The sequence below is a fragment of the Acinetobacter sp. AG1 genome (genome assembly GCF_001005525.1).
Taxonomy (GTDB): domain Bacteria; phylum Pseudomonadota; class Gammaproteobacteria; order Pseudomonadales; family Moraxellaceae; genus Acinetobacter; species Acinetobacter modestus.
The window spans coordinates 1-25,827 of sequence record NZ_LBMZ01000086.1 but is presented as its reverse complement, the minus strand read 5'-3'; the positions used below and the strand labels follow the sequence as shown (position 1 = coordinate 25,827).

Below are 25,827 nucleotides of genomic sequence, written 5' to 3'. Positions count from 1 at the left end.
AGACCCAATACAACCCCCTTTTTTATTATTTCTTTTTGAACGATTGTTTTTCAGGCTAAATCTGCTTTTTTAGTGATAGATCGTATATTTTCCACACTAAATCAGCAGTTTTAGACTTTTTGGTCGCTCATCTTTTCAGCATTAAGCGGATGCTGAAAAGCCTATCGTTTGAGAAACTTGATATTTCACAGCCATTTCATCATTTAAATGCTGCAATATTTCATCGGCATGTTGAAATGGATGAAAACGGGCTTGTCGAATAATCACAGCAAAATCTCCTGCGCATAGACGGTTAAGCTGTTTTAGTTTGACTGAGATCTGCTGTTCATTCATTTCAATATTTAACTGCTGGCATACTTGCTTAAATAGCTGCAAGCGTTGTGTATAAGTTAAATAGTCAAAATGGATTTTGAAATCAAAGCGGCGCAAGGCAGCTTGATCAAGATCATCAAAACGATTGGTGGTCGTAATCACAATCCCATTAAAGCTTTCCATTTGTACAAGGAACTCATTGACCTGAGCAATTTCCCAAGACCGAACTGCATTGCGCCGATCCTGAAGCAAACTATCAACTTCATCTAGCAGTAAGACCGCTTTTTGCTCTTCAGCTTCAGTAAATGCTTTTGCTAGATTTTGCTCCATCTCGCCAATATAGGGTGACTGTAGGTCTGAACCTCGCTTAATCAGTAAAGGTTGCCCAATATAATCCGCTAACCAACGCGCAAATGCTGTTTTGCCCGTACCTGATGCACCATATAAGCACAGTCGCCCAAAGCCATGTTGTTTAATCCCTGCTGCAATCTGCATCATATTGGCTTTGGTATTGATATAGTCCAAATCATAGAATTTGGGTAAACCCGCACTATCATAGAATTTCACTCGCTGATGCCCTTGAGCCACTAATGTATTGGAAACCAGTTGCAGCATGGTATTTTGAACGTGCAGGCTTTGATTGGCACGTTTTGCTGTCTTAGCCACACGATAGGCGCGACGCAATAATGCTGGTGATAAATGAGCAGCATTTGCCAAAGCTTGCTGATGCTGATCACTGAGTTGATCACCACAGTATTGCTCAATCATCTTCATTCTTTGTTGTTTTGGCGGAATCGTGACCTCAAGGATCAGATCAAAACGGCGTAAGAATGCTGGGTCAATTTGATCAGAATTGGAGACCCAAATGGCTGGGGTACGATTCTGCTCCAGTATGCGGTTGACCCAAGCCTTGCGGCTTTGTGCCGTGCTTTTCATACCCGCGCCTTTTTCTGTGTCATTGAATACATCTTCAACTTCATCAAAAAGTAATAAAGCTGTCTGACCATCAAACACACTTTGCGCAGCACGATAGGCACATAAACGTCCTGTTGCAGTAATGGCATCACCATCCTCATCTTCACAGGCAATTTCAAATAGTTGTACTTTTAATGCCTGAGCAAGTACTTTACACAACTGCGTTTTACCTGTGCCTGAGCTGCCATAGATAAAAATATTGACACCCAATTGTGCCTGTTGTTTCACCTGTTGAAGATAGGCAAGTAATACATCCAATTGTGATTGGAGATGAGGGTAATCCTTTAGTGTCAACTCAGCTGCTGCGCTTTTATTAATCGTACCTACAAATAAGTCCATCACATCATTGGCTTTGACCAATAATTTATCCACCAACTGAGCAGAAACCAAATCCAATTTACTACGCAAATAACTGCTATATTCACGCTGTAAATGAATGAGTCCGCTTCGATGTAAGCATCCCTGTACTGCCAATGCCTGACGTACATCTTCATAAGGAACTGCCAAAATAATCGCTAAAGCTTTCATACTTTTTGCGGCGGTTAATGTACCCAAATGATCTGCAATATCATCGAGTAATTGTTCACTATGTACCAATACCACAAAACCGAGAATTAAACATTCAACATCATTTAAGCCCAACAGTTTTTGCAGCAGTTTCAGGTTATATGACAATTCCGCACTAAATTGAGCAGGATTTTGTACCTGTACAATTTCAGCCATCTGATGAAGTTGAGCTAATTCCTGATGTGCCAGTTGTGAATTAAATTGTTGACTCAATAAAGCTTCAGAAAAGCCTAAATGCTTAGCAATCCATTGATGACTAAAACAATTATCATTGATAAATTCTTTCGCACCACCGAGTTCAACCAAAATACGTAATGCCCATAATTTTGCTAAAGGGTGTACTTCAGTTAAATATCGGTCTTCCTCTTGCTGCATATTTTGCATAAAAGGGTTATTCATAAAATCATTCATATTGTTTTGATATTTTTTCTAAATGTCGTGCAGATTTAATCCTTGCCATTTTTATTTAAAGGCAATAATCATCTACAAGAACATATTAATTCTTGGGAAATAAGATTTAAATTTTTTACTTCAATTAAATCTAGATAATAGAAAATATTATCCTGTCTTTAAATAAAGCCGATAAAGTATGTTATTAGACGCATGATTTCTCTCCCGAAGATGGCATACAGCCAAACATTCTTAAAACCAACAATCCGTAATTGCTGTGTATTGGGTTAAATCAAGATATTATGGTCATCCTGCAACCAGTCATTGTTTTTGGACAATCTTGTCAAAGGCAACGGTACAAGATCAATATTGAAGTGAGTGGAGTTAAATAAAAGTCATTTTAATATTTAAGCGATTGACGCTTGATTTTGGCATTATTCTAAAATGCTTATTATAAGATCGCAAGAGGTTTTATTGGGTATTTATAAAAAATAATGCCCATTATAACAAATGAGCATTATATAAAGATCATTTAAAAGTTAAATTAATCAGTGAAAGTCACACGTGCAATCGCTTTTTTACCCGATTGGATGATTAAAGTGACATTCTCTTTTACAGAGAAGCTCATATCAACCACATTCCAGTCAACTTTTACTGCACCACGACCCACGGCGTCTTTCGCTGCTGCGGCATTTGGGTTTAAACCTGCAACACGAAGAATAGTTGCAATAAATAACTCACCACCAAACTCAGCACGAGAAATCGTCACTTCTGGTGTATCTTCAGGTACTTCGCCTTCTGTGACACGGTTACCCGCGCTCTTATGTGCATTTTCAGCAGCTTCGGCATCATGGAAACGTTCAACTAGCTCAAGTGCTAAAATACGTTTGATTTCTTGTGGGTTACGACCCGCAGCCATTTCATCTAGCAAGACTTTGATTTCATCAAGTGACTTAAAGCTCAGTAGATCAAAGTAACGTTCAATCAAGCTATCCGGCATAGACAGGATTTTTTGATACATCGCACCTGGGGTGTCAAATACACCAATATAGTTGCCTAAAGATTTAGACATCTTATTGACGCCATCTAAACCTTCAAGGATTGGTACAGTGATGCAGACTTGTGATTCTTGACCATAACGACCTTGTAAAGTACGTCCCATGAGCAAGTTAAAGGTTTGGTCTGTACCACCTAACTCAACATCTGCTTCAAGCGCAATCGAGTCATAACCTTGTACCAATGGATAGAGGAACTCATGAATCGCAATCGGTTGATGGTTGTTATAGCGCTTAGTAAAGTCATCACGTTCTAACATACGTGATACGGTTTGCTGACTTGCCAATTGAATTAAATCAGCCGCAGTTTTTTGGCTAAACCATTCTGAGTTAAAACGAACTTTGGTTTTATTTGGATCTAAAATTTTAAAAACTTGTTCTTGATAAGTTTTGGCATTGGCAAGTACTTGCTCTTGCGACAACGGCGGACGTGTTGCGCTTTTGCCTGTTGGATCACCGATCATGGCGGTATAATCACCAATCAAGAAAGTAACCTCATGTCCCAAATCTTGGAAGGTTTTTAATTTATTAATTAGAACTGTATGTCCTAAGTGTAAATCAGGAGCCGTTGGGTCAAAGCCTGCTTTTACACGGAGTGGACGATTCTCTTTCAGTTTTTTCAATAAATCTTCATCAGAGATAATCTCGTGCGTGCCTCGTTGAATGAGAGCAAGCTGTTCTTCGGCTGGCAAGAAATTTGACATCACAAAACCTAAACACATCAGTTATTCAATTTGTGCGATATACTAACATTTTTTCAGCATCTTGCAGGATAAGTTGTATATGAGCGCGATCTATATTGGTGTAATGACAGGCACGAGCATGGATGGTGTTGATATTGTTGCAAGTTCATTTGACCCTTTAACGCTGCATGCCACGCTGACTGTGCCTTTTGAGCCTGAATTACGTGATGAATTAATGGCTTTAACGCTTCCTGACGACAATGAAATTGATCGTATGGGTAAAGCCGATGTCGCTTTGGCACAAATGATTGGACATGGCATCAATACGCTGATTGAAAAGAACAATTTAGATCGTAATCAAATCAAGGCGATTGGTTCTCATGGGCAAACTATTCGTCATCGCCCTGAGCATGGCTTTACCTTACAAATTGGTGATCCAAATATCATCACTGAAATTACTCAACTCCCTGTCGTTTCTGATTTTCGTCGTCGTGATATGGCCGCAGGAGGGCAAGGTGCTCCTTTAGTACCAGCTTTTCATCAAGCATTGTTTCAGCATGACAGTATCCATCGTGTCATTTTGAATTTAGGCGGTATTGCCAATGTCAGTATGTTGCCTGCAAATGACCTTGACGGTGTTTATGGCTTTGATACAGGCCCTGCAAATATGTTAATGGATGCATGGTGTCATCGTCATACAGGGCATCCATACGATGAAAATGGCGACTGGGCTGCTTATGGCCATCCAATACGTTCCCTATTAGATCGACTGCACTCACACGAATACTTTTCGAAAGAACCTCCAAAAAGTACAGGTCGCGAAGACTTTAATATTGATTGGTTAGATGATCAACTGATCGATTGGCGCAATGATCTAACCTATGACGAACTAGAAGATACGCCTGAAAATATTCAAGCGACCTTACTGAAACTTACCGTAAGGGCAATTCAAAAAGCAGTCTATCGTTCTAGCATGGAAACAGGCGAACTCTACGTTTGTGGTGGCGGTGCTTATAATTCTTATTTATTGGAACAATTACGTTGGCGCTTACGCAAACACAATTGGTCAGTACAAACCACGGACGCCCTTGGTTTAGCACCGACATGGGTCGAAGCGACGGCGTTTGCATGGTTAGCCATGCGTTTCGTTGAACAACTTAGCGGTAATTTACCCGCTGTAACAGGTGCATCGGGTGATCGTATTTTAGGTACGATTACGATGGTGTAAACAATAAAAAAGCTTCTCAATTTGAGAAGCTTTTTTATTATTGGAATCTATTAAATCGAGAAAGATGATCCACAACCGCAAGTTGTCGTTGCATTCGGGTTTTGTACCACGAAGCGAGAACCTTCTAGTCCTTCAAGATAATCAACCACTGAGCCAACTAAGTATTGATAGCTAAGTGAATCAACTAACATTTTAACGTCGCCATTGGTAAATTCAGCATCATCTTCATTAACACTTTCAGCGAAATTAAAACCATAAGAAAAGCCTGAACATCCACCACCCGTTACATAAACACGTAACATCAAGTCGTTATTCCCTTCACTTTCGCGTAATTGGCGAACTTTGTTGGCAGCATTATCTGACAATTCAAGAGCTTGGGCATTCATGGTAGATATTCCTCAGACTTCAATACGTCTTTCATAAATAAAAGACCCGATATTCAGTATAGCATACTCAATATCGGGTCTGTATTTGAAGTTTAAAGTGCGATTAAGGACTTTTTAACAGATTATTTATAATTCTCTTCCTGCAAAGCACATTCAAAATTTTTGGCATCTTCGCGGCAACGGAATTGCCATAACAACTTCATCATACGCTTATCGTAAATTCCTTTTGCTGTAAGGTTAATACGTGCCTCACGCATTAATTTTTGATAGCCAGGTTTATCAGCAGGAGGTACTTCCATCCAGTATTTTTGTGGAATATCCGCTTTCATTTTACCCAAGATACCAAAAGCACGTGGCAATTGTGCCTTCACCCATTCTCTTGATTTTTGACCAAAACCTTCTGGGAATTTATCAGGATGAATAATTAAGTTACCCGTTACCTGTAAAATTGGATAATTGACAATCGCCCCTTTAGTACCTAAACCTTTGTAAAGTTCTAATGGTTTAAACGCAGCAGCAGGTGCACCAATGATATCAACCTGACCATTATTAAATTTAGCACCAAAATTAGTAATATCTGAACTTACAGCTTGAGCACCCACTTGTGAAGCCATAATTTTTTGTGCTTCATCATAGTCTAAAACCGCAATTTTTTTACCTGCAGCTTTTGCAACAGTATTGATATTACGGTCATTTACTAATAAATATGCATCACCAATCGGAATTACACCAGCCACTTCATATTTACCATTCACCATCGCTTTAGCAAAAGTTGGACTCGCTAAACCTTGCATCACTTTTACAGCAAGCTTAAGGTCGGTGATAGCACCAATTGCATCTAATGAGCCTGTAAATGGATTGAATTGGCGGCCTCGCATGCCTGTGATACTGACACCATCACATTTCCCTGCTTTAAAATCTTCAGCAATTACAGCTTCGTTAGTCGCTACTTTGAGTTCAATATCTGCACCCCAAGTTTTAGCTGCAAGCTGATAATCTTTCATTAATGCATACACATCGCCACTTTTACCTACGATGTCAAATACACACATTGTTTGTTTTGCTTGAGCTGCAACAGAGACAGCTGCTATGCCTGTCGCAAGTAGTAAAGGCTTAAACCATTGCATATTATTTTTCCTTTGCATCTATATTGTTTTGTTGCGAAACATTTACGTATATGAAGAGCAACGTTCTATCCTAATAAGGTCTTCAAATGAATATATGTTTAAATACAGTCGTTTTTAATCTTCCTGATTAGAACATATTTTAAATCTTCTCGATTTCATTTGGTTTTTTTATATGGGTATGATTGCGATATTTCTATATAAAGACAATGACTTAAATGACAAGCACTTAAAAACAAAAAGCCTAGAAAAATCTAGGCTTTAAGTTACTTTTATAGCATTTGATGATTATTCACCAGGTAATGCACATTCAAAGTTAGCTTTGTCTACTGAACAACGTGCTTTCTTCAATACTGACATCATACTAGCATCATAAATACCACGTTTAGTCATTTCTAAACGACCATCACGCATTAATTTTTGATATTTTAACTTGTCTTCAGCAGTTAAGTTCATTTTGTATTTTGCTGGGATTTCAGCTTCATAACGCTTGATCATTGCGAAAGCTTTTGGAAGTTGCTTCACAAAATAATCACGAGATTTTTGGCCAAAACCAGCTGGGAATTTTTCTGGGCGTAACACAAGATCCGCAGTAACTTGTAATACTGGGAAGTTAAACATCGCACCGTTAGCACCTAAGCCTTTGCTCAACTCTAATGGCTTATATGCATAAGCAGGAGCACCTACCATATCTACTTGGCCATTGTTAAATTTAGCAGCAAAGTTAGAAATATCCGAAAGTACAGCTTGTGCACCTACGCGTTGTACCATAATTTTTTGCGCGTCGTCATAACCCAATACTGCGAATTTTTTACCCGCTGCTTTTTCGATTGAGTTAATGCTCTTATCACGCACGAAAATATAAGCCGCACCTAATGGAGCAATACCACCAACTTCGTATTTATTACCACCAAGGTTAGTTACCATTTTTGCAGCATTACGTTCATCTAGAACATATGTAATCGCACGTTGAGCGATCTCATTACTTGGCGCACCGCCTAAAGAGTCAATAGAACCCGCAAACTTGTTATATGGACGAGCACGCATTGCCGTCATTGCTACAGCAGCACATTTACCCGCTTTAAAGTTATTATCAGCGACTTGTTCATCTGTGATTGCAAGAAGGTTTACATCAGCGCCCCAGCCTTTTGCTGCAAGTGCCCAGTCCTGCATCATTTTGTATGATTCACCTGACTTTCCTAATAAGTCGAATACACACACATCAATTGCTGCTTGAGTAGAAGCAGATACACCTAAGATTGAAGTTGCTGCAATAGCTAACGCAATTTTTTTCATATTTTTCATCCTTCCACAAACTTTATGTTTGTCTCCTTGTTCGAAGCAAATATTAATCATGTTTTTCAAAAAAAAATAGAGCTTGTGCTCTATTTTTATGTCAATAATGTTTACTTTTTGTCCTGTTTTATCTCATTCACTTATTTTCATAAACATATTTGTTATAAGTGATGACTTTCGTTAATCAATTTATAAATTCAGGAACAAAAACTATAACTATTCGCCACTCAAAGAACATTCAAAGTTAGTGCGTTCAACCGTACAACGTGCTCGTTTTAGGACGTTCATCATGCTGGCATCGTAGACCCCTTGTCTGGTCAAATTCATTCGTCCATCACGCAACATTTTTTGATAGCGAATTTTATCTTCACTAGACAACGTAATTCTTTTCGCATTCATACCCGCTTCTAAACGCTGTACCATTGCGAAATTACTTGGCAATTTGTTCACGAACCATTGTCGAGATTGGGTACCAAAACCACTTGGGAATTGCCCAGGGCGAATAATTAAATCCCCAGTGATGTTCACAACTGGAAAATTAAATAATGCGCCATTTGCTAAACCTTTACTAATTTCTAAAGGTTTATATGCATATGCTGGTGCAGCAATTACATCAACCTGACCACTATTAAACTTCTTCACAAAATCTGAAATATCAGAGGGTACAGCAACAAGATTTATGCTTTCAACGATAGTTTTTTGCGCTTGATCATAATGTAAATACGCAAATTTTTTGCCTTTGGCCTTTTCAATCGTATCTAAATTTTTATCACGTACGAAAATATAGGCTAAGCCAACTTGAATAATACCAACAACTTCGTATTTCTCACCATTAGTTGTTGCAGTTAAACGGTGTTGGTTACGCTTATCAAGCACATAAGTAATTGCTTTCTGTGCAATCGCATTGCTAGTCACCGCGCCTACAGCATCAACAGATCCTGCAAATTTATTATATTTACGAGCACGCATCGAAGTCATATAAACCCCGTCACATTTACCCGCATCGAAATCTTTCTCCGCTTTTTCTTCATCTTGATAAGGGATCAGCTCAACATCAGCTTGCCATGTTTTTGAGGCAAGCTTCCACTCTTCAACAAGTTTGTAAGACTCGCCAGCTTTTCCCAATAGATCAAATACACAAATTTCTTGTTTTGCCTGTACAGGAGTACTCATGACAAATAGAGTCGCAGCACTCAATGCCCAAATTCCTTTTTTCATCTTGTTTTCCCTTATTTGCTGTTTTTGCATATTTTTCCACCAAATTGAGACAAATATAGTCAAATTCTGCCCAAAAACCTAGTGTATTTATCGACATACGTCGGTTTTTTATGTTTTTTTACAGACTACATCACATTTTCACAAATGTTTTGATGAATATTTTTATGGAGTGATCATTTATCAAAAATAATCACTCTATTTAACTTAAATTACAAAAGCGAATTATTCGCCTCCTAAAGAACACTCAAAACTTGTTCTTTCTACTGTACAGCGAGCACGTTTTAATACACTCATCATAATTGGATCGTAGACTCCTTGTTTGGTTAAACGAATACGGCCTTCTCGTAAAATTTTCTGGTAACGCACTTCGTCTTCCTTCGGAAGATTCAACTTATATTTATTTGGAATCCCATTTTCGAGACGTTTCACTAATGCAAAACTTCTTGGTAATTGATCAACATACCACTCTCTTGATTGTGCAGCAAAATTCGCTGGGAATTTCTCTGGACGAATAATCAAATCACCCGTAATGTTGACCACAGGAAACGAAAACATTGCACCACCTTTTGAAATTCCTCGCTCAATTTCTAAGGGTTTATATGCATAAGCTGGCGAAGCAATCACATCCACCTGATAGCTATTAAATTTTTTAACAAAATCTGAGATTTCAGAAGGTACGGAAACCATTTCCAAACTATCAACAATCTCTTTTTGTGCAATATCGTATTGCAAGTAGGCAAACTTTTTACCCTTTGCCTTTTCGATAGTATTTAAATTGCGGTCGTGTACAAATACATATGCCAAACCAAATTGTAAAATACCCGCAACTTCATAATTCTGATTATCGACATTTGCCAATAAACGACGCTTATTTCTCTTGTCCAAAGCAAAACTAATCGCTTTTTGCGCGACATGATTGCTGGTTACTCCACCAATCGCATCAATCGATCCTGCGAAACGATTATATTTACGAGCACGCATCGAGGTCATATAGACAGCATCACATTTACCAGCCTCAAAATCATTTTGCGCTTTTGCTTCATCTTGATAAGAGAGCAAACGAATATCTGCTTGCCATCCTTTAGCTGCAATTGCCCATTCTTCAGTAATTTTAAATGTTTCACCTGCTTTACCAAGTAAATCAAATACACATACATTTTGTTTAGCCTGAACTTGACCAGTTGCACTCATACCCATAAGTGCTAAGCCAGCCAAAACAAACAACCCCTTTTTCATTTCGTTTCCCTGCAAAAAATCAAATTATCAAACACACAAAAAACTAAAAAATTATTCTCCACCAAGGGTACATTCAAAATTGGTACGTTCTACAGTACAACGCGCACGCTTTAAAACGCTCATCATACTGGCGTCGTAAATCCCCTTTTTAGTTAAACCAATTCGAGCTTCACGCAAAATTTGCTGATAACGCATTTTGTCTTCATTGCTCAGATTAATTTTATATTTCGCTGGTAGTTCAGCCTCAATTCTTTGGATTAATGCAAAATTATTATTTAAACGATTCAAGAACCAAGTTCTCGAATTTTGACCAAAGTTGCTTGAGAATTTTTCAGGACGAATAATCAAATCCATCGTCATGTTGACAGCTGGAAAAGTAATAATTGCCCCCTCATTTCCCAAACCTTTAAAGAGTTCTAATGGTTTATAGGCATAAGCTGGTGCGGCCATAATATCGGCTTGGCCATTGTTAAATTTTTTAGCGATATCAGAAATGTCAGAAAGAACAGCTTGCCCACCAAGGCTTTTAACAACGATTTTCTGTGCTTCATCATAGGCGAGAACAGCAAATTTTTTACCTTTGATTTGCTCAATGGTATCCATTTTTTTATCTTTAACGAAAATGTAAGCCAGACCAATTTGTGAAATACCGACAACTTCGTAAACCTGATTACCTATATTACTGGTCAGACGACGTTGATTACGCTTATCTAAGGCAAAACTAATGGCTTTTTGTGCAATCGCATAACTCGGCACAGCACCAATCGCATCGACAGAACCTGCAAATTTGTTATAACTACGCGCACGCATAGACGTCATGTATACGCCATCACATTTGCCTTGTTCAAAATCATTCTCAGCTTGTGCTTCACTTTGATAGCTAATTAAATGAATGTCAGCGCGCCATGTTTTTGCAGCCAGTGCCCACTCCTCCATGGCTTTGTAGGCTTCACCAGACTTACCCAATAAATCGAAAACACAAATTGTGGTTGAGGCATTTACCTGAGTGTTTAAACCCAAAAGTAGCATCGCCCCTAATGCAAGAATTCCATTCTTCATTCATAATCCTGTTTCTATATTTCTAGTCTTGTTACTTATTTTTTCATATAAACTAAATAATAATCTGATTTGAATGACAAAAGTAGAGCTTTTGCTCTATTTTTTTATTGGTAGAATGATTTAATTCGATCAGTTTGATCTGTAATATAAAAATTTGCATTCATGGGCGATCACCTTAAAATGCAGCTATCTCTTCGCTATTTTGCATACTCATGATTCAATTTGACCAAGTTTCATTACGCCGTGGTGGGCGAGTTCTATTTCAAAAAGCATCGATGCAGCTTCACCCTGGCTGGAAAATTGGTCTTACTGGCGTGAATGGCGCAGGCAAATCAACACTATTTGCTGCTTTCTTAGGTGACTTGGTTGCAGATGAAGGGAATCTAACTCGTCCAGCAGTTTGGACTGTGGCACACATGGCTCAGGAAATTAAAGCCTTAGAAATGCCAGCAATTGATTTTGTTTTGTCTGGTGACGAAGAATATTGGGATATTCAAGAAAAATTAGCTCATCCAGATCAACTGAGTAATGATGATTTAGCCAAATTACATGGTCGATTTGATGAAATTCATGGTTATGTAGCACCGGCTAAAGCAGCCCAATTAATGGCAGGTTTAGGATTTCTTGACCATCAAATCCGTTTAAATGTCGCAAGCTTCTCTGGTGGTTGGCGGATGCGTTTAAATCTTGCACGCACCTTAATGAGTCGTTCAGACTTACTGTTATTAGATGAACCAACGAACCATTTAGATTTAGACGCCATCTTATGGTTAGAAGATTGGCTTAAAGCCTATGAAGGAACACTGGTCCTGATCTCGCATGACCGTGATTTTCTCGATGCAATTACGGATCATATTCTTCATATTGAAAATCAAGAATTAACATTATATACAGGCAACTACTCTACCTTTGAAACGACACGTAGCGAACGCTTAGCACAACAACAACAGGCTTTTGAAAAGCAACAAGAAACGCGTGCCCATCTGCAAAAATTTATTGATCGTTTTAAAGCTAAAGCAACTAAGGCTCGCCAAGCGCAAAGCCGTATCAAACAGTTGGAGCGCATGCAACAACTTGCACCTGCCCATGTCGATACGCCATTTACCTTTAGTTTCCGAGAACCCACGAAAATGAGTTCACCCTTGCTGAGTTTAGATGCAGCGACTATTGGTTATGGCGATAAAATGATTGCTGAAAAAATTCGTCTGCAAATTACTCCAAGTTCTCGTATTGGTTTACTAGGGATGAACGGCGCGGGTAAATCAACGCTGATCAAAACTTTAGTGGGTGATTTACCATTACTTGCTGGCGAACGTAAAGCCTCAGAATTACTCAATATTGGATATTTTGCTCAGCACCAAATGGATGCTTTAGATGCCAATGCCAGTCCAATGCTGCAATTGGCTCGTATTGCTGACAAAAAGATCAGTGAAGCCGCATTGCGTGCTTTTTTAGGTGGATTTGGCTTTAGTGGCGAACGTATGGATACGCCGTGTGAAAGCTTTTCAGGTGGCGAACGTGCTCGCTTAGCTTTGGCGCTGATCGTATGGCAGCGCCCAAATGTTTTAATTCTAGATGAACCAACCAACCATTTAGACTTAGATATGCGCCATGCTTTAAGTATGGCACTTCAAGACTTCGATGGTGCAGTGGTCTTAGTTTCACATGAACGTCAACTGATCGCGAGTGTCTGTGATGATCTACTTTTAGTACATGCAGGAAAATGTACGGAGTTTGAGGGTGATTTACAAGACTATGCTAAGTGGTTACGTGAAGCGCGCCAACAGCTCATTAATTCACAGAATGCAGTACAGCAACAAACAGTAGCGCCTCAAAATACAGCAGCCAAAGTTGATAAAGAAGCGCAACGTAAAGAAGCGGCTCGTCGTCGTGAAATAACTCGTCCTATTCGAAAAAATATTGAGAAAGCTGAAACTCAAATTGAAAAGATTCAGCCACGCTTGGCTGAAATTGAAAATGCATTAGCAGACAGCACTCTGTACGAAGCTAATCGTAAAGATGATTTGATTAAGCTGATGAATGAACAAACTGAGCTAAAATCTAAGCTGGAAGAGTACGAAGAACAACTGTTAGAGTTGATGATGGAGCTTGAAGAGTTAGAAAGTTCTTTTGAAGTTTAAGAATAAAAGCCTAATTCTCTTTTTGAGAATTAGGCTTTTTCTAATCATAGAAGAATAAATAACGACATTAAGATTTGCTTAGATACTAAAAAATAATAAGAATACCGATAAAAGTGTCATGATTCTGCCAATCATTTCAGATAAGGTCTAAATTGGAATTTTCTCATAAAATTGAGCTTTAGGTTCAGGCTAGATATACTCAACCCTATCATTTTAAAGTTATTACTTTTAAATGCGCATCGAGAACTAAGTTCATTTTATATTTTTGTACTTCAATTTGGTGAGTACTCTATTTTGGATCATACAAACTGAATGAATTCTTTAGATTTTATTTTTAACTTTGAACATATTCTTCCCATTTTAATTCAAGAATATGGCTTATGGATTTATGCGATCCTATTTTTGATTATTTTTTCAGAAACCGCCTTTGTGTTTATGTTCTTTTTACCTGGCGATAGTCTTTTACTCACCGTAGGAGCTTTATGTTCAGTTATTGAATTTATGCATTTGGGTTATATGATTAGCTTACTTTTTATAGCCGCAGCTTTAGGCTACATGGTGAATTATCACATTGGTCGCCATTTTGGTGACCGAATTTTTAATATGGAATCTCGATTTATCAAACAAGAATATCTAAAGAAAACTAATACATTTTTCTTAAAACATGGTGGGAAAACTATTCTATTGGCTCGTTTTATCCCATTTGCGCGTTCTTTTGCACCTTTAGCCGCTGGCTCTAGTGCTATGAATTATACTCATTTCGTAATTTATAATATCTTAGGTGCGCTATTATGGATTAGTGTGCTTGTTACTGCTGGGTATTTATTTGGGCATGCACTCATTCAAGTCAGTGATTTAGTTGAAACCTAATCAACGGAATGTTTCACGTGGAACATTCATATAAGAAAAAGGCGATGCATCAAACATCGCCTTTTTCTTATATACGAGAGAAATAATACAAACTAAATCTCCCATCAATTTAATTAAGCATCAATATCCGCATTCAGTGCATTTTCTTCGATGAAGGCACGACGTGGTTCTACATCATCACCCATCAAACAAGAGAACATACGATCTGCTTCAATTGCATCATCAATGGTCACTTGCAACATATTGCGGTTTTCAGGATCCATCGTCGTTTCCCAAAGCTGCTCAGCATTCATCTCACCCAAACCTTTATAGCGTTGGATCATCATGCCACGGCGCGAGTCTTGTAAAATATGTTGCCATACTTGATGGAAATTACTTACCTGAATACGACGCTCGCCTTTTTGCAGATAAGCGCCTTCTTCAAGTAACTTAAACCAGCTCTTCGAATTCTTCAATAAACGCGCATATTCAGCAGAATTTAACAGACCAGCATCGAGTAAATAGGAATGCGGTAAGTTATGTACATAGACAGTGACACGTGGCCAATAATGTGCTGATTTCTCACCTTGTGCATTTTCACGTTCAAACGCTTCTAATGTAATCTCAGGGCGTAAGCTTGGTTGTAACTTTTCAATTGCAACACGTAATTGCTCAGCCCATGATTCAACATAGTCACGTTCATGATTGTGATCTGTTTTAAATGCATCCAGCTCAAGTAAACCATCCAATAAACTTGCAGGATAACGTTGAGTGAGGCGTTGTAAGCTCTTTTGTGACACTTGATAGTCAGCAATAACGCTCGCTAATGCTGCACCATTAATCGCTGGTGCTTCAGCGCTGACATGTAATACAAGCTCATCAATCGCATTCGAAATCAAGTATGTTTCAAGTGCATCATTATCTTTGATGTATTGCTCTTGCTTACCTTTCTTCAACTTATACAATGGTGGCTGTGCAATATAAATATATCCACGCTCAACCAATTCTGGCATTTGACGGAAGAAGAAGGTCAATAACAAGGTACGAATATGTGAACCATCCACGTCCGCATCGGTCATGATAATGATTTTGTGATAACGTAATTTGTCTGGGTTATATTCTTCACGTCCAATCCCACAACCTAAAGCAGTGATGAGCGTACCAACTTCTTGACTTGAAATCATTTTGTCAAAACGCGCACGTTCAACGTTCAAGATTTTACCTTTCAACGGTAAAATCGCCTGCATTTTACGGTTACGACCTTGTTTAGCACTACCGCCCGCAGAGTCACCCTCGACTAGATAAAGTTCAGACAATGCTGGGTCTTTTTCTTGACAGTCTGCCAATTTACCAGGCAAACCTGCGATGTCTAAAGCACTCTTACGACGGGTCATTTCTCGTGCTTTACGCGCTGCATCACGCGCACGCGCCGCATCAATGATCTTACCTGCAATCGATTTCGCTGCTTGTGGATTTTCCAATAAATAAGCAGAAAACTCTTTGTTCATGGCCTGCTCTACCGCAGGTTTTACTTCGCTCGAAACCAATTTTTCTTTGGTTTGTGAAGAGAATTTAGGATCAGGTACTTTCACTGAAATAATTGCAGTTAAACCTTCACGTGCATCATCACCGGTGACAGCAACTTTTTCTTTTTTCAATAAACTTTCATTTTCCATGTAGCTGTTTAAGCCACGAGTCAATGCCGCACGGAAGCCTGCAAGGTGAGTACCACCATCTTTTTGCGGAATGTTATTGGTAAAGCAACGTACATTTTCTTGATAACTATCGTTCCACTGCAACGCAACTTCAACCCCAATACCATTGTCAGCATCAACGGTAAAATGAAAAATATCATTCAAATGGTGTTTACCTTCGTTAATATATTTAACGAATTCAGATAAACCGCCTTCATAGTCATAAACATGCTCAAGATTGACACGCTCATCACGCAAAACGATTCGAACACCTGCATTCAAGAAAGATAGCTCTCTTAAACGACGTGCCAAAATATCGACGCTAAAAATGGTTTGGCTAAACGTTAGCTCACTTGGCCAGAAACGAACCGTTGTACCCGATTTATCTGTTTCACCAATCACACGTAATGGATATTGTGAATCACCATGCTGATATTCTTGCTCGTGAATTTGTCCAGCACGATAAATTGTAAGTTGTAATTTTTTTGATAAAGCATTTACAACTGAAACGCCTACGCCGTGTAAACCGCCTGAAACCTTATAGCTATTATCATCAAACTTACCACCCGCATGCAGAATGGTCAAAATCACTTCTGCCGCAGATATCCCCTCTTCTGGGTGAATATCTGTTGGAATACCACGACCATTATCGGATACGCTGACCGACTCATCCTCATGGATCGTGACTAAAATTTCATCACAATGCCCTGCTAAAGCTTCATCGATGGCATTATCCACCACCTCAAACACCATATGGTGCAAACCTGTACCGTCATCAGTGTCACCGATATACATACCAGGACGTTTACGAACCGCGTCTAATCCACGTAAAACTTTGATACTAGAGGAATCATAAGCTTTTTCATTTGATTGTTCTGTTTGAGAGACTGATTGAGACTCTGAACTCATGGTTACTCCCTAGTAAATATTAATCTATCCAAAAATGAGGAAATAAAATTATGGTGCAGCAAGACTGACTTGACCGTGAACAACGTGGAATAATTGAAAAGAAATCGACAAATCCTGTAAGTGTTTTAATACCGACGCATGGTCTAAGGTGGTCATAAAAACTTGACTTCCTAACTGACTCAATCGCTCAATTAACCGTTGTTGTGCGGTCTCATCTAACTCTGCTGTCAGATCATCTAATAATACCACAGTTTCCTTATTACTCGCATGTAGCATTGCAATTTGTGACAGTTTTAATGCCATGATTAACAACTTTTTTTGCCCACGAGAGAGTACATCATCAGCATTGCCAAAAGGTGTTTTTAAACGCAAATCAGCACGATGCGGACCATACTCAGTATAACGCCGATCAAGATCTTTTTGATGCTGCTGAACCAAGTCTTGCAATAGACCTTGCTCAGTATGAAAACCAGGATTGTATTCCAATTCTATCTCAAGATTAGGTAGCAGTATTTTTAAATCTTCATGGAAAAATTGGTTCCATTGCTCAACAATACTGACCCGCTGTGAATGCAACATTTCACCATAATCACTGAGCATTTTATTCCAAGGCTCTAAATCAGCCAAAGTCAGATTACGCCGTGTTTTGAGTAAACTATTACGTTGTTTGAGTGCCCGAGAATAATACTGCCATGCAAAATAGAACTCAGGTTCCACGTGGAACATTAACCAATCTAATAACTGTCGTCTTGGCTTTGCGCCATGATCAATAATATCGGTACTTTGTGGATCGATATGCTGTAAAGGCAATAATTTTGCCAGTTGACCTTGAGTCGCAATGGTATCGCCATTGACCTTAATCAGTTGCTCACCCGAAGCCATTTTTTGCATACCGATCCGTTCACTTGCCGATTGTGCAAACACAATCGCATCACCAGCCTCGTATTGGATATAATGTTTAGGAATATGGGTGCGAAATGAACGCCCTGTTGCCAGTAAATGAATAGCCTCTAGAACTGAAGTTTTTCCAGAACCATTTGCGCCGTAAAAAATATTAAACGGTTGCAACTCATGGAGTGCAACCGTCTTTAAATTACGTACACGTTCGATATTTAAACGCGTGATTTGCATGCTTTAAAACTCAAACACCAATCGTCATTAAACTCGCATTGGCATCACGACATAGGTTTGATCAGGATGCGCTGGATCTTGAACAAGCACTGACTGATTGGCTTCACTCATGCTCATTTTCACGTCATCACCATCCAGCACACCAAGTACTTCAAGGATATATTGCGCATTGAATGACATTTCTAAAGGTGCATCTTGATATTGAATTGCAATATCTTCGACCGCCTCATCTTGTTCTGGGTTATTGGCACGCAACTGCAATGAATCTTGATTAAAATTCAAGAAAACACCACGAAGTTTTTCATTACTTAAAATGGCAACACGTTGTAAAGATTGCTTAAAGACATCATGAGCAATAAAGACATGCTTGTCACCATTTTTAGGAATCACACGGCGATAATCAGGGAACTTTCCATCGATTAACTTAGTGGTGAAACGCACGGTAATATCGCCCTGCTCTTTATCACGGCTTGGCGTATTGATGGTGACATTCAACAATTCACGTCCAATCAACAGGGTCAACTGTTCCTCTTCAATACTCAGTAAACGTTGTAACTCTCCAACCGCTTTACGAGGTACGATCGCTTGAATCGGTGCAGATGCAGTTGATGAAGCAGCAACTTCACACAAAGCTAAACGATGACCATCTGTTGTTACTGTACGCAATTGATTTTGATCAATTTCCAACAAAGTACCAGTTAAGTAAAAACGTACATCTTGAACTGCCATCGCAAAGGCTGTTTTTTCAAATAAACGTTTTAATTCACGCTGAGTGACTTGAACCTGAGTACCTTGACTATTGTCAGTCGTGAGTAATGGATAATCTTCTGCTGGAAGGGTACCCAATACGAAACGACTATTGCCTGATTTTAAAATACAGCGTTGGTCTTCTGTTATTTGCAAATCAATCAAGGCTGCTGTCGGAAGGGATTTACAAATTTCGACGAGTTTACGTGCAGGAACTGTTGTTTCACCTGTTTCTAAACAAGCACCTTCAGATAAAGTCGTGCTTGCGACTAATTCAACTTCTAAATCAGAACCCGTAATCGTTAAGGCCTGTTGAGTGGTTTGAATTTTGACATTTGAAAGAATATTCAAGGTATGGCGACGTTCAACCGCCCCCACCACATGTGATAAAACATTGACTAAACTTTCTTTAGCGATTTTCAAACGCACGATTTTATTCCTCTTACAACAGAAGCTGATATGAATGTTAGCAGTGTACTATGCTGCACTTAAAAGTAGTTTGCAACTCTGAAAAATAGATTAACTTTGTAACAGACGAAGTAAGTTTTTATAATCTTCATTAAAAATTGGATCTTGCTCTCGCAAGCTGACCACTTTTTCGCAGGCATGCATCACGGTGCTATGATCACGACCACCAAATGCCATTCCAATCTCAGGAAAACTATCCCCTGTCAGCTCTCGGGCTAGCCCCATCGCTAATTGGCGTGGACGTGCATAAATACGGGTACGCTTAGGTCCAATTAATTCTTTTAATGGGATACGGAAATATTCACTGACGACACGCTGAATATTTTCCACACTAATGGTGCGTGCACGAATCGCTAAAACATCTTTTAATGACTCACGCACCACATCCAAATCAATCGCAGTGCCTTTAAAACGTGAAATAGCCACCACCTTATTGAGGGCACCTTCAAGTTCACGAACGTTTGCGACCACTTGTTGTGCAATGAATAAAGCACAATTTCGTGGTAAATCTACCCCACTATTTTCAGCTTTTTTTAGCAAAATTTCGATACGGGTTTCAATATCTGGTGGCTCAACACCAACAGATAATCCCCAAGAGAATCGGGAAACCAAACGTGGATCCAGTTCCGTGAGTTCTTTTGGATAACGGTCTGAGGTTAAAATAATTTGTTTAGATTCATCCAATAAGGCATTGAATGTATAAAAGAATTCAACAAGGCTTGCTTCTTTACCAGCAAGCAAATGAATATCATCAACCAACAATAAATCTAAAGAACGACAATTTTTCTTAAACTCTTCAACCTTACCTTTCTGCAATGAACTGACAAAGTCTTGTACAAAACTTTCCGAGGTCATATACATGACACGTGCATTCGGTTTGGCTTGTAAAAGTGCGTTCCCTACAGCTTGCATCAAGTGTGTTTTACCCAAACCTGTTGGACCGTATAAAAATAAAGGATTATGCTGAGATGCGCCTAATTGGGTTAATACCTTACGGCAAGTCTCAGCAGCCATTTGGTTAGAACGACCTTCAACAAATAAAGAAAATGTAAATAATGGGTTGAGTTGTCTTTTCTTTGGTATTTTCGTGACATTTTGACTTGGTTGCACCAAATCAGTTTCTTTCTTAGCTTTAATAGGAACAATTGGAGTGGTTGAGGAGTTACTTAAAGCCGCAGTCGTGGTTGCAGGTTGCTCATGAGAAGACAAAATAGTACCTGGACGCGAATCAACCAAGATTTCAACCTGACGTACTCGACCTTCCGATAATTGCTCAGCAAGAATTGAAATTAACTCTAAATGGTTGTCTTGAATATAACGTGTCCAATATGGATTAGGTGCATATAAACGCATCACACCGTCAACTTCTTCAGCAACCAAAGGACGAATCCACATCGCAAAGACGTTGTCAGAGAGCTCTTGTCGCAAGCGAGTTAAGCAGTCTGTCCAGAGCATGTGCATCCCCTAATATCCATTTTAAATTCAAAAATAAAGAAACCACCGATCCCATCTTTCGAAGGGGTCGCCATTCTAACCAAGTTATCCACATCTGTCAGGCAAATTTATGAGACTTTTGCCGAAAAAGAAAGCATTTGATTATAAATTTAAATTTAAAACCACTTGTGCATAACTTTTTGCACAAGCTGTGGATAGTTTTAGTGCTAAAGTTATCCACAATTTATAAAATTAATAAAAACATGGTTATCCACAAGGTAACTCTGTGTTTACTCGTATAAAAACATCAATTTCCACAGAAAAAATGCATACTAATAAGAATAAATTTAAATTTTAAAATTTGAATTTACTTATAGGGTTGGATTGGGTTGTGGATAACCAAGCATATCGAAATTTAAATTCAAAATCCAAGAATTAAATTTAAATTAGAATCTTAGTTGTTGATAAGCCTGTATGTAAGCTGTGAATATAGTTGAATATTGATATAATATAAAGGGATAGCTTGTGTATATTTTTTGTTTTCCATTATGTGAGATATTTACTAGGTGTCTTATTGCTTCAAAACAGAACAAACAAAATGTAAAGTTTTTGATTTTCCATTGACAGCGTAAACATTGCACAATAAAATCGCGGACCTTTATAGAAAGATCATTTTGGGAGTTTCGATATGAAACGTACTTTCCAACCATCTGAATTAAAGCGTAAACGCGTTCATGGTTTCCGCGCTCGTATGGCTACTAAAGCAGGTCGTCAAGTTTTAGCTCGTCGTCGTGCAAAAGGTCGTCATAGCTTAACTGTTTAATACTGTTAAGCTGACCAGATTTGGGTGATGGCACTTTACAGTTTCGGCATTGAATCTCGTATTCGTTGTGCCGCTGATTACAAAAGTGTATTTGATGGTGCACTTTTTAAAGTGCACCAGCCCCATTTCCTTTTTTTAGCAAAATTAACCGAACAGCCAAATAGCCGTTTGGGTATTGTCGTTGCTAAAAAGAAAGTACGTCGTGCTCATGAACGAAATCGAATAAAACGTCTTGCTCGGGAGAGCTTTCGCTTACACAAAGTGCAATTTAATGCTGATATCGATATTGTGGTGATGCCTAAAGTTGGTATAGAAGCAATCGCAAATCAAGAATTACATCAACAATTAGAGTTTGCTTGGCAAAAATTACAACGCTTAGCAAAAAAGCATTCACAAGCTGTTATAACATCCTCACAAAATTAGAGATCTCCAATGGTACGATTACTACATTGGTTGATAAGATGTTACCAGATTGCTATTAGTCCATTATTGGGTCCTCGTTGTCGCTATATTCCTACTTGCTCGCAATATGCGATTGAAGCATTGCAAACACATGGTGCGGCCAAAGGTGTCTGGTTATCGACTAAACGAATTTGCCGTTGTCATCCTTGGGGCGGCTCAGGCTACGATCCAGTACCACGCAAAGCACTTCGTTTTATTTCGTTTCATCAAATAGATTCTCAAATGCATCACGTTGCTGTACCCTTTCGTGATCGTTTATTCAAGCAAAATCTCTCTAACCATTTGGGATTATAGATATGCAACAATGGGCCAGATTTGCAATTCTTGGAGCCATGTTTGTTACCGCATATTTGCTTATTTTGGCTTGGCAAAAAGATTATGGTCATGCTGCACCAGCACCGCAACAACAAGCGGCTGCTGTGACTGCACATGAAGTATCTGCAGATTTGCCAAACGCTCAAAATGCAACAGCGGCTTCAGACTTGCCACAAGCAAATGTGACTGCATCACAAGCCACAGAACATAATACATCTGTGAGTCAACAACTGATTTCAGTACAAACTGATCTTTATCATCTGTGGATCAATCCAAAAGGTGGTGATATTGTCCGTATTGAATTGTTAAGCCATGATGAAAGCAAAGACAGCGATAAACCGTTTGTCATGCTAGAAAGTGATGCGAAACGTACTTACGTCGCTCAATCGGGGTTAATTGGTTTAAATGGACCAGATAGCAGTCGTGGTGGTCGCCCAATGTATGATGTTGAGAAAACAGCATACACCTTGGCAGATGCGAAAAGTGTAGCGTCGAAAGATGGTAAAACACATCAAGTGTTGACTGTGCCGTTGGTATTTAAAACACCTGAAGGTGTGGAAGTGATCAAATCGTTCACTTTCACGCAAGGCGATTACCCAATTACCGTTAAACATCAAGTCATTAACCGTAGTCAGCAAAACTGGCAAGGTCAAATGTTTGGTCAGTTAAAGCGTGATAATTCGGATGATCCAGGCAAGTCTTCACAAGGTATTTTCACCTTAGGTACTTATCTTGGTGGCGCTTGGGGTACACCAGAAGCGCATTATAACAAGTTAAAATTTGCCAATTTTAATGACGAAAAATTAAATGTTGAAGCCAAAGGCGGCTGGGTTGCCATGGTTCAGCATTATTTTGTCAGTGCTTGGATTCCTGGGAATTTAAAACTGACTCAGGCTGATGGTCAGCCTTATGCTGCGAAATTAGAATCACGTCAGTCTAATGATAAAATGAATATCATGGGCTTTACCTCTCCTGTGATCAATGTCCCTGCGGGTACTTCAATGGAAGTAGACGCAAAATTGTATGCTGGTCCAAAAGTTCAATCTGAACTTAAAGATTTAGCTGCTGGTTTAAACCAAACTGTAGACTATGGTTGGTTATGGCCGATCGCTAAATTATTGTTCCTCGGTCTACAATTCTTCCATAATCTTGTTGGTAACTGGGGATGGTCAATTATCTTATTGACGATCATGGTAAAAGCGATTTTATGGCCACTTTCTTCAAAAAGTTATCGTTCGATGGCGAAAATGCGCGTGATTGCACCTGAAATGCAACGCATGAAAGAAGAATTTGGTGAAGACCGCATGCGTTTCTCACAAGAAATGATGGCCTTATACAAGCGTGAACAAGTCAACCCATTGTCTGGTTGCTTGCCATTGTTGTTGCAAATGCCGATTTTCTTAGCCTTGTATTGGGTGTTGATGGAATCCGTTGAACTCCGTCATGCACCGTGGTTAGGTTGGATTCAAGATTTATCTGCGATGGATCCATGGTTCATCTTGCCGTTGATCATGGGTGTGACCATGTTCGTTCAGCAAATGTTGAATCCTCAACCAACTGATCCTATGCAGGCAAAAGTATTCCGTATCATGCCAATCATGTTTACGGTATTCATGTTGTTCTTCCCTGCTGGCCTCGTGCTTTACTGGATCGTCAACAATAGTATTACCATTTTACAACAATGGTTTATTAACAAAGGTGTCGAAAAAGACCGTCTCAACAAGGTTGAGCCGAGCGCTTAAGTTCGAACTTTTACTGAATAAATCCGCTTAAGATGGTAATCTTAGGCGGATTTTTCTTTGTCTGTATTTAGGGTTTCTGTTTCATAACCCTCGTGTTTTTTAGGTGAATTTAACATGCAACATCAAACCACAATTGCTGCGATTGCTACCCCATTAGGTCGTGGTGGTGTGGGCGTGATTCGACTTTCTGGCCCTAAAGCTTATGCCATTGCTGAACAGTTGACCCAGAAAAGTCTTCCTGCTGCGCGTATGGCAGGTTTCCGTCAGTTTTGTGATGTCGATGGCTCAGTGATGGATGAAGGGATTGTATTATGTTTTCCAAACCCTCATTCGTTTACGGGTGAAGATGTGGTGGAGCTACAAGGTCATGGTGGCCCAGTCATTCAAAATGCTTTGCTGGCACGTTTGCTCGATTTGGGTGCGACTGCTGCAAAAGCGGGTGAATTTTCCATGCGTGCCTTTGAAAATGGCAAAATGGATTTAGTACAAGCGGAAGCGATTGCCGATTTGATTGATGCCACTTCACAGGCGGCAGCACGTTCTGCCGTTCGCTCTTTGCAAGGTGTATTTTCAACCAAAATTAATACAGTTTTAGAAAAACTAATTCACTTGCGTTTGCATGTTGAAGCGGCGATTGATTTCCCTGAAGAAGAAATTGATTTCCTTGCCGATGGCAAGATTCTGGCTTTGTTGGATGAGGTACAGGACTCTGTTCAAGCGGTACAGCAGTCTGCTCGTCAAGGACAGCTATTACGTGAAGGTTTACAGGTGGTGATTGCGGGTAAACCAAATGCGGGTAAATCGAGCCTGTTAAACGCACTGGCTGGGCATGAACGTGCCATTGTGACGGATATTGCAGGAACCACTCGAGATGTGCTGCATGAAAAGATCAGTTTAAATGGTTTGCCGATTACCTTAACTGACACTGCTGGTTTACGTGAAACGGGTGATATTGTCGAGCAGGAAGGGATTCGTCGTGCGATCAAGGAAATTGAACAGGCGGATTTATTGCTGTTGGTGTATGACTTGAATCAAGGTGATGAGCCATTGCAATTGGCGCATGAATATTTTTCAGAGCATCTTGAGCCAAAACGGTTGCTATTGATTGGCAATAAATGCGATTTAACGGGGCAAGATGCCACATTAAGTGATTATCAAGGCTTCCGTCATATCAGTGTCTCCGCAAAACAAGATATGGGTGTTCAGGCGCTCATAGAGGCGATTACAGCGCATGCGGGCTTCCAACCTGAGGAAGACACCTTTATCGCCCGAACACGTCATTTAGATGCAATGAAGCGTACTCAGCGCTATCTTGCAGAAGCACGTGAGCAGTTAGTTGTGTTTAATGCAGGTGAACTGGTAGCTGAATCATTGCGATTGGCTCAAAATGCGTTGGGCGAAATCACGGGTGATTTCAGTGCTGATGATTTACTCGGAAAGATTTTTGGTTCGTTCTGTATTGGAAAGTAATTTTTTAAGAGTTTAAAATTTTATATAGGCATTAAGAATATTTTCTTAGTGCTTTTTTATAGAATTTATTTTTTATTTAGCTCCAAATAAAGAATTAATTTTTTAGATTAATA

Annotated in this window: 20 protein-coding genes; 8 read left to right on the top strand and 12 right to left on the bottom strand. The window is 39.3% G+C overall.

Going from position 1 to position 25,827, the window contains the following annotated elements; all coding sequences use genetic code 11:
• Window positions 1–141: 141 nt before the first annotated feature.
• Window positions 142–2,265, bottom strand: coding sequence for an AAA family ATPase (locus tag AAV96_RS02975; RefSeq protein WP_046738263.1), 2,124 nt, complete (start codon window positions 2,263–2,265; stop codon window positions 142–144).
• A 523-nt stretch (window positions 2,266–2,788) separates the two neighbouring features.
• Entirely contained in the window at window positions 2,789–4,021 is a 1,233-nt protein-coding gene (gene tyrS, locus AAV96_RS02970) for a tyrosine--tRNA ligase (RefSeq protein WP_155857120.1), read from the bottom strand.
• Between the two features lie 61 nt (window positions 4,022–4,082).
• On the opposite strand from tyrS, the gene AAV96_RS02965 reads away from it, so the two are divergent.
• Entirely contained in the window at window positions 4,083–5,210 is a 1,128-nt protein-coding gene (locus tag AAV96_RS02965) for an anhydro-N-acetylmuramic acid kinase (RefSeq protein WP_005219074.1), read from the top strand.
• A 50-nt stretch (window positions 5,211–5,260) separates the two neighbouring features.
• Here AAV96_RS02965 and erpA read toward each other — a convergent pair whose 3' ends face one another.
• The 6 genes from erpA to AAV96_RS02935 all read right to left on the bottom strand — a co-directional run bounded on the left by erpA (window position 5,261) and on the right by AAV96_RS02935 (window position 11,529).
• The gene (gene erpA / locus AAV96_RS02960; protein WP_005158950.1) at window positions 5,261–5,596 is read right to left on the bottom strand and encodes an iron-sulfur cluster insertion protein ErpA; all 336 of its coding nucleotides are present in this window, start codon (window positions 5,594–5,596) and stop codon (window positions 5,261–5,263) included.
• A gap of 122 nt (window positions 5,597–5,718) precedes the next feature.
• Window positions 5,719–6,723: a putative solute-binding protein gene (locus tag AAV96_RS02955; protein ID WP_004660574.1), complete on the bottom strand. Its 1,005-nt coding sequence runs from the start codon at window positions 6,721–6,723 to the stop codon at window positions 5,719–5,721.
• Between the two features lie 285 nt (window positions 6,724–7,008).
• On the bottom strand, window positions 7,009–8,016 hold the full coding sequence (locus tag AAV96_RS02950; RefSeq protein WP_004660573.1) for a putative solute-binding protein: 1,008 nt from the start codon (window positions 8,014–8,016) through the stop codon (window positions 7,009–7,011).
• 216 nt (window positions 8,017–8,232) lie between these two features.
• The gene (locus AAV96_RS02945) at window positions 8,233–9,234 is read right to left on the bottom strand and encodes a putative solute-binding protein (protein ID WP_046738262.1); all 1,002 of its coding nucleotides are present in this window, start codon (window positions 9,232–9,234) and stop codon (window positions 8,233–8,235) included.
• A 222-nt stretch (window positions 9,235–9,456) separates the two neighbouring features.
• On the bottom strand, window positions 9,457–10,470 hold the full coding sequence (locus AAV96_RS02940; RefSeq protein ID WP_004660569.1) for a putative solute-binding protein: 1,014 nt from the start codon (window positions 10,468–10,470) through the stop codon (window positions 9,457–9,459).
• Window positions 10,471–10,521: 51 nt separating this feature from the next.
• Window positions 10,522–11,529, bottom strand: coding sequence for a putative solute-binding protein (locus tag AAV96_RS02935; protein WP_005219070.1), 1,008 nt, complete (start codon window positions 11,527–11,529; stop codon window positions 10,522–10,524).
• Between the two features lie 212 nt (window positions 11,530–11,741).
• On the opposite strand from AAV96_RS02935, the gene AAV96_RS02930 reads away from it, so the two are divergent.
• Together AAV96_RS02930 and AAV96_RS02925 are read left to right on the top strand one after the other, a co-directional pair.
• Window positions 11,742–13,670 carry an ATP-binding cassette domain-containing protein gene (locus AAV96_RS02930; RefSeq protein ID WP_046738261.1) on the top strand — a complete coding sequence of 643 codons (1,929 nt, stop codon included), beginning with the start codon at window positions 11,742–11,744 and terminating at the stop codon, window positions 13,668–13,670.
• 312 nt (window positions 13,671–13,982) lie between these two features.
• Entirely contained in the window at window positions 13,983–14,540 is a 558-nt protein-coding gene (locus AAV96_RS02925) for a VTT domain-containing protein (protein WP_004660563.1), read from the top strand.
• A 113-nt stretch (window positions 14,541–14,653) separates the two neighbouring features.
• On the opposite strand, the gene gyrB is transcribed toward AAV96_RS02925, so the two are convergent.
• From gyrB to dnaA, 4 genes are all read right to left on the bottom strand, one after another.
• A complete protein-coding gene (gene gyrB, locus AAV96_RS02920) occupies window positions 14,654–17,122 on the bottom strand; it encodes a DNA topoisomerase (ATP-hydrolyzing) subunit B (protein ID WP_046738260.1) in 2,469 nt (822 codons plus the stop codon).
• A gap of 48 nt (window positions 17,123–17,170) precedes the next feature.
• Complete coding sequence (gene recF / locus AAV96_RS02915) at window positions 17,171–18,253, bottom strand: DNA replication/repair protein RecF (protein WP_046738259.1); 1,083 nt, start codon at window positions 18,251–18,253, stop codon at window positions 17,171–17,173.
• Window positions 18,254–18,280: 27 nt separating this feature from the next.
• On the bottom strand, window positions 18,281–19,429 hold the full coding sequence (dnaN, locus tag AAV96_RS02910) for a DNA polymerase III subunit beta (RefSeq protein WP_046738258.1): 1,149 nt from the start codon (window positions 19,427–19,429) through the stop codon (window positions 18,281–18,283).
• Window positions 19,430–19,519: 90 nt separating this feature from the next.
• Entirely contained in the window at window positions 19,520–20,923 is a 1,404-nt protein-coding gene (gene dnaA, locus AAV96_RS02905; protein WP_046738257.1) for a chromosomal replication initiator protein DnaA, read from the bottom strand.
• A 667-nt stretch (window positions 20,924–21,590) separates the two neighbouring features.
• Here dnaA and rpmH point away from each other — a divergent pair.
• The 5 genes from rpmH (at window position 21,591) to mnmE (ending at window position 25,714) form a co-directional block, all read left to right on the top strand.
• Window positions 21,591–21,725 carry a 50S ribosomal protein L34 gene (gene rpmH, locus AAV96_RS02900; RefSeq protein WP_000831329.1) on the top strand — a complete coding sequence of 45 codons (135 nt, stop codon included), beginning with the start codon at window positions 21,591–21,593 and terminating at the stop codon, window positions 21,723–21,725.
• Between the two features lie 27 nt (window positions 21,726–21,752).
• Window positions 21,753–22,148: a ribonuclease P protein component gene (gene rnpA / locus AAV96_RS02895; protein WP_046738256.1), complete on the top strand. Its 396-nt coding sequence runs from the start codon at window positions 21,753–21,755 to the stop codon at window positions 22,146–22,148.
• Window positions 22,149–22,157: 9 nt separating this feature from the next.
• Window positions 22,158–22,481, top strand: coding sequence for a membrane protein insertion efficiency factor YidD (gene yidD / locus AAV96_RS02890; RefSeq protein ID WP_046738255.1), 324 nt, complete (start codon window positions 22,158–22,160; stop codon window positions 22,479–22,481).
• A 2-nt stretch (window positions 22,482–22,483) separates the two neighbouring features.
• Entirely contained in the window at window positions 22,484–24,244 is a 1,761-nt protein-coding gene (gene yidC, locus AAV96_RS02885; RefSeq protein ID WP_046738254.1) for a membrane protein insertase YidC, read from the top strand.
• A 114-nt stretch (window positions 24,245–24,358) separates the two neighbouring features.
• The gene (mnmE, locus tag AAV96_RS02880) at window positions 24,359–25,714 is read left to right on the top strand and encodes a tRNA uridine-5-carboxymethylaminomethyl(34) synthesis GTPase MnmE (RefSeq protein WP_046738253.1); all 1,356 of its coding nucleotides are present in this window, start codon (window positions 24,359–24,361) and stop codon (window positions 25,712–25,714) included.
• The last annotated feature ends 113 nt before the right edge of the window (window positions 25,715–25,827 follow it).

What these genes read in the sequence shown, in the direction of transcription:
- AAV96_RS02975 (WP_046738263.1), bottom strand. Translation starts at nt 2,265, where the DNA reads ATGAATGATTTTATGAATAACCCTTTTATGCAAAATATGCAGCAAGAG.
- tyrS (WP_155857120.1), bottom strand. Translation starts at nt 4,021, where the DNA reads ATGTGTTTAGGTTTTGTGATGTCAAATTTCTTGCCAGCCGAAGAACAG.
- AAV96_RS02965 (WP_005219074.1), top strand. Translation starts at nt 4,083, where the DNA reads ATGAGCGCGATCTATATTGGTGTAATGACAGGCACGAGCATGGATGGT.
- erpA (WP_005158950.1), bottom strand. Translation starts at nt 5,596, where the DNA reads ATGAATGCCCAAGCTCTTGAATTGTCAGATAATGCTGCCAACAAAGTT.
- AAV96_RS02955 (WP_004660574.1), bottom strand. Translation starts at nt 6,723, where the DNA reads ATGCAATGGTTTAAGCCTTTACTACTTGCGACAGGCATAGCAGCTGTC.
- AAV96_RS02950 (WP_004660573.1), bottom strand. Translation starts at nt 8,016, where the DNA reads ATGAAAAAAATTGCGTTAGCTATTGCAGCAACTTCAATCTTAGGTGTA.
- AAV96_RS02945 (WP_046738262.1), bottom strand. Translation starts at nt 9,234, where the DNA reads ATGAAAAAAGGAATTTGGGCATTGAGTGCTGCGACTCTATTTGTCATG.
- AAV96_RS02940 (WP_004660569.1), bottom strand. Translation starts at nt 10,470, where the DNA reads ATGAAAAAGGGGTTGTTTGTTTTGGCTGGCTTAGCACTTATGGGTATG.
- AAV96_RS02935 (WP_005219070.1), bottom strand. Translation starts at nt 11,529, where the DNA reads ATGAAGAATGGAATTCTTGCATTAGGGGCGATGCTACTTTTGGGTTTA.
- AAV96_RS02930 (WP_046738261.1), top strand. Translation starts at nt 11,742, where the DNA reads ATGATTCAATTTGACCAAGTTTCATTACGCCGTGGTGGGCGAGTTCTA.
- AAV96_RS02925 (WP_004660563.1), top strand. Translation starts at nt 13,983, where the DNA reads ATGAATTCTTTAGATTTTATTTTTAACTTTGAACATATTCTTCCCATT.
- gyrB (WP_046738260.1), bottom strand. Translation starts at nt 17,122, where the DNA reads ATGAGTTCAGAGTCTCAATCAGTCTCTCAAACAGAACAATCAAATGAA.
- recF (WP_046738259.1), bottom strand. Translation starts at nt 18,253, where the DNA reads ATGCAAATCACGCGTTTAAATATCGAACGTGTACGTAATTTAAAGACG.
- dnaA (WP_046738257.1), bottom strand. Translation starts at nt 20,923, where the DNA reads ATGCTCTGGACAGACTGCTTAACTCGCTTGCGACAAGAGCTCTCTGAC.
- rpmH (WP_000831329.1), top strand. Translation starts at nt 21,591, where the DNA reads ATGAAACGTACTTTCCAACCATCTGAATTAAAGCGTAAACGCGTTCAT.
- rnpA (WP_046738256.1), top strand. Translation starts at nt 21,753, where the DNA reads ATGGCACTTTACAGTTTCGGCATTGAATCTCGTATTCGTTGTGCCGCT.
- yidD (WP_046738255.1), top strand. Translation starts at nt 22,158, where the DNA reads ATGGTACGATTACTACATTGGTTGATAAGATGTTACCAGATTGCTATT.
- yidC (WP_046738254.1), top strand. Translation starts at nt 22,484, where the DNA reads ATGCAACAATGGGCCAGATTTGCAATTCTTGGAGCCATGTTTGTTACC.
- mnmE (WP_046738253.1), top strand. Translation starts at nt 24,359, where the DNA reads ATGCAACATCAAACCACAATTGCTGCGATTGCTACCCCATTAGGTCGT.